This window comes from Glycomyces dulcitolivorans (assembly GCF_003265355.1).
GTDB lineage: Bacteria > Actinomycetota > Actinomycetes > Mycobacteriales > Micromonosporaceae > Glycomyces > Glycomyces dulcitolivorans.
This window is the reverse complement of sequence record NZ_QFRW01000044.1, coordinates 2362-6924: the sequence shown is the minus strand read 5'-3', so window position 1 is coordinate 6924 and position 4563 is coordinate 2362. Positions and strand designations below refer to the sequence as shown.

Below are 4563 nucleotides of genomic sequence, written 5' to 3'. Positions count from 1 at the left end.
GCGCCGCCCCGGCCGCCTGTCCGGCGGCCAGCTCCAGCGCGCCGCCCTCGCCCGCGCGCTCGCCGCCGACCCCGACGTCCTCGTCTGCGACGAGATCACCTCCGGCCTCGACGCCCTCACCCGCCAAGGCGTCCTCGACCTCCTCGCCGCCCTGAAAGGCAAGGGCGGCATGACGATCCTGCTCATCACCCACGAGCAGGCCGCGGCCGACCGCCTCGCCGACCGCGTCCTGCGCGTCAAGGCGGGCCGCCTGATCTGAGCCCGAAGACGCCCGCGCCGCGTGTCGTACCGGGTTCCTAGACTGGCGGCCGTGACCGACACCGAGACTCCCGCGCTCCCCGACGAGGACCGCTTCGCCTTCCCCGAAGGCTGGAACCGCTACGTGCGGCCGCGGCGCGGCAACGGCAAGCCGAAGCTCCGCCGGCCCGACGTCGAAGCCGGCCGGAAGCTCCTGGCCGACCAGGACGCCCATGTCCGCGAGCGCCTCGCCCTCGCCGCCGACGGGCACGGCGACGCGGGCCGCGCCTTCCTCGACGGTGAGCCCGACCTCCTCGGTGCCGCCGTCGTCCTGGCCCTCGTCCGGACCTCGTACAGCCATCAGCCCTTCCGTCTGTCCGTGTTCGACGTGATCGCCGCCGACCACGGCCTGCCGTTCGCCGCGGCCGCGTTCGCCGAGTACCTCCTCGTCGAGTTCGAGAAGAACGACCAGGACGAATCGATCCACCTGGCCCCGCAGTCGTTCCAGGCCCACCGCCTGAGCCGCTTCGACGGTTCCGAGGAGTTCGAAGCGGTCCGCTCGCACCTCGCCGCGCTCCCCGACCCCGAGCGCGCCGCCGTCGTCGAGGCGCTCGCGCCGCACCGCGCCGACCCGTTGCACCGCTTCGTCGTGAGCTTCCTGCTCCCGAGCGAGTCGGCCTGGCTCGACGAGGTCTGCGCCGAGCACATGGCGCAGCAGCCGAACTCGTACCTCTCGCTGATGCTGCTGCGGGTCGTCACCACCCGCGAGCAGCTCGACAGCGCCGCCCTGGGCGGGATGCGGTACCACTGGTTCCAGCTCGCGGACGTCGCCGACCTCCTTGACCGCCTCGGGTCCGGCGCGCTGCCGGTCCTCCAGGCGATGTTCGGGCGCGGGCACGGCACCGACGAGCGCAAGATCCTCTACAAGGCGCTCGCGGCCGTCCCCGACGACGCCGCACTCGACCTCATCCTCGACAACCTCGACGACGCGGCCGCGATGCCCTTCGCCATGGAGGCCGCCGCGCGCTTCCCCCAGCGCACCCTCCGCGCCGTCGCCGCCCGCCTCCCGGGCGCCGAACCCGCTGCGGTGAAACGCTTCACGACGCTGCTGCACTCCGACCCGGTGATCCTCGGCCCGGCCCTGGCCGCCCAGGCCGACGCGGTCCGCGCAGTCGTCGAGGACGCGACCGGCGCCGCCGACCGCCTCCCGGCGGCCCCCGCCGACGCGCTCCCGGCCCTGCTCGCCTCCCCGCCCTGGGACGCAACGAGTCCCGAAACCCCACCGGTCGTCCTCAAAGGACTCACCCCGCCCGCGGTCAACCGCGTCGTCTGGCTCGAAGGCGAGCGCGAGGCCTGGGCCGAGGCCGAGTCCGGCCTGCGCGGCTACCAGCTCGACCGCGACTTCGCCGAGCTGGCGAAGGACTTCGCGAAGGTCCCCTCCCACCTCCAGGACGACGTCCTCGCCATGGCCCCGCCCGAGCTCGTCGCCCCGCACATCGCCGACTGGAAGCCGACCGGCCACATCGGGGAGGGCCTCGGGCGGCGCATCCTCGCCAACCACGGCGACGCCGCCGCCGAGCCGATCGCGATCGCGGCCGGGCTGAACGCCTCGCTGCGCGGGCTGTTCCTCCCCATCGTCAACCTCACCGCGGCCCGCCTCGCGGCCGACACGCTCGTGCGCCTGAAGACCATGCGCCCCTTGGCGTTCGAATGGCTCGACCGGCACCCCGCCGACGCCGCCGCGCTGCTCGTCCCCGACGCGCTCGGCAAGACCAAGAAGCCGCGGGCCGCCGCCGAGGCCGCCCTGCGCTACCTCGCCGCGAGCGGCCACTCCGACACCGTCCGAGAAGCCGCCGCCCAGTACGGCCCCGAAGCGGCCGCGGCCCTCGAAGCCCTGGCCGACGCCGACCCGCTCGCCCCCGCCGTCCAGCTCCCCGCGGTCGGCCCGTGGGTCTCCCCGCCCGTGCTCCCGCAGGTCCTCCTCCCCGGACGCGAACTCGCCGTGCCGGACACCGCGATCCGCGCCGTCGCCACCGTCCTCGCCCTCGGCTCGCCCGACTACGAGTACGCCGGCGTCGCGGTCCTCGCCGAGACCTGCGACCGGGCCTCGCTGACCCGCTTCTCCCTCGCCCTGTTCGAGCAGTGGCTCATCGCCGGCGCCCCCTGGGACGAGTCGTGGGCCCTCATGCAGCTCATGCACTTCGGCGACGACGACACCGTGCGCGCCCTCGCCCCGCTCATCGGCCGCTGGCCGGGGGAGAACCAGCACCACCGCGCCGTCAAGGGCCTCCAGGTCCTCGGCGCGATCGGCTCCGAGGCGGCCCTGCGCGCGATCCAGGGGATCGGCGAGAAGGCCAAGTTCGCCGCGATCAAGCAGGAGGCCCGCGAGCAGATCACCGCGATCGCCGCGAACCTCGGGCTCTCCGCCGAGCAGCTCGCCGACCGGCTCGTGCCCGACTTCGGGCTCCGCGAGGAGTCGGCCCTCGTCCTCGACTACGGCCCCAGGCGGTTCAAGGTCGGCTTCGACGAGCAGCTCAAGCCCTTCGTCACCGACGCCGACGGCAAGCCGCGCAAGTCCCTGCCCAAGCCCGCCGCCAAGGACGACGCGGACCTCGCCGACGCCGCCTACAAGCGGTTCGCGAACCTGCGCAAGGAACTCCGCACCGTCGCCGCCGACCAGGTCAAGCGCCTCGAACGCGCCATGGTCGCCGGGCGGACCTGGACGCCGGCCGAGTTCCGCGAGTACTTCGCCGAGCACCCGCTGGTGTGGCACCTCGCCCGCCGCCTGGTGTGGAGCGCCGACGACGGCACCGGAGCCGTGTCCTTCCGCCTCGCCGAGGACCGCACCCCGACCGACGTCGAGGAGAACGAGCTGGTCCTCGCCGAGCACGCGGCCGTCCGCATCGCGCACCCCGTGCACCTCGGCAAGGAGCTCGCGGCGTGGTCCGAGGTCGTCGCCGACTACGAGATCGTGCAGCCCTTCGAACAGCTCGTGCGGCAGGTCTGCGCCTTCACCGAGGAGGAGCTGCGCACCGGCGTCCTCGGCCGCTTCGAGGGCGTCACCGTGCCGGCCGGGGCGATCCTCGGGCTCGTCAAGCGGGGCTGGACCCGGTCCGCACCCCAGGACGCCGGCTGCGAGCCCGGCGTCTGGATCCGCCTCGGCGGAGCGGGCTACATCGTGATCGCCCTCGACCCCGGCCTCTACGCGGGCGAGTTCGACGCCTCCGGCGACCAGACCCTCCAGCAGGTCCGACTGTCCGAACAGGACCTCGAAGGCTGGCGGTACCCGAAGGTGAAGACCGACTTCGGGCCGGTCGACCCCGCGGTCGCCTCCGAGGCGCTCATCTCCCTGGAGAAGCTCGTCGAGTCCGCGGTCTGACGCGAACGCCGGGCCCTCCCGAAGGAGGGCCCGGCATGCTCACGGTTCAGTCGTTCAACTGCTCATTGCCGTTGAGGACCCCGACGACCTGATCGTAATCGCCGCGGACCTCCGCGTAGCGCAGGAACTTGACGCGCTCCACCTGGATCTCGCGCGCATCCGGCTGGGTCGCGATGAGCCCCATGACCTCCGCGATGTAGTCGTCGAGCGGCATCGCGTGCGGGTCGTCCTCGTGCCCGGGCGTCAGCGGCGTCCGCACCGACGGCGGCACCAGCTCGACCACCTTCACCGACGTGTCGGCCAGCTGGAGCCGCAGCGACTCGCTGAGCATGTGGATCGCGGCCTTCGAGGCGTTGTAGCTCGGCGTCGCCCGCAGCGGCGCGAACGCCAGCCCCGAGGTGACGGTCATGATCGTCGCGTCCGGGCGGGCCTGGAGGTGCTCGACGAACGCCGCGATGAGGCGGATCGGGCCCAGCACGTTCGTGTTGACGACCGACTCGGCCGACTCCAGGAACCCCTCGGGCCGGCGCCAGTCCTCGGCGCGCATGATCCCGGCCATCGTGACCAGCACGTTCAGGTCCGGGTGGCGCTCCAGCACCTCCTTCGCGGCGGCCTCGACGCTCGCCGGGTCGGCGGTGTCGATGCGGACGGTGTCGAGGCCCGGGTGCTCCGCGGCGATGCGCTCCAGCTCCGCCGTGCGCCGCCCGCCCACGACGACCCGGTTGCCCTTCGCCTGGAGGGCCAGCGCGAGCGCGAGGCCGATGCCGCCGGTCGAGCCCGGGATGAAGATGACGTTCCCTGAAATGTCCATGAGTCGAGCCTGGGCGAAACCGCCGCCGATGTGCAGAGACCGCTTGTCGGGGGATCGCCGGTCCCTGGTTCGCGGGCCCGATCGGCCCGATACTGGAGGCATGGACCGCACCGCACTCGCCGAGTTCCTGCGCGCC

General features: G+C 73.4%; 3 protein-coding genes. 2 read left to right on the top strand and 1 reads right to left on the bottom strand.

Annotated elements, in window-relative coordinates; translation table 11 throughout:
* Both DI269_RS02605 and DI269_RS02600 read left to right on the top strand, forming a co-directional pair.
* Positions 1–259, top strand: a 259-nt coding sequence (locus DI269_RS02605) for an ATP-binding cassette domain-containing protein (protein WP_115509831.1), incomplete at its 5' end; no start/stop codon positions are given.
* Between the two features lie 51 nt (positions 260–310).
* Positions 311–3616 carry a DUF4132 domain-containing protein gene (locus DI269_RS02600; protein WP_112133579.1) on the top strand — a complete coding sequence of 1102 codons (3306 nt, stop codon included), beginning with the start codon at positions 311–313 and terminating at the stop codon, positions 3614–3616.
* Positions 3617–3662: 46 nt separating this feature from the next.
* Here DI269_RS02600 and DI269_RS02595 read toward each other — a convergent pair whose 3' ends face one another.
* A complete protein-coding gene (locus DI269_RS02595; RefSeq protein ID WP_112133578.1) occupies positions 3663–4427 on the bottom strand; it encodes an SDR family oxidoreductase in 765 nt (254 codons plus the stop codon).
* Positions 4428–4563: the final 136 nt, after the last annotated feature.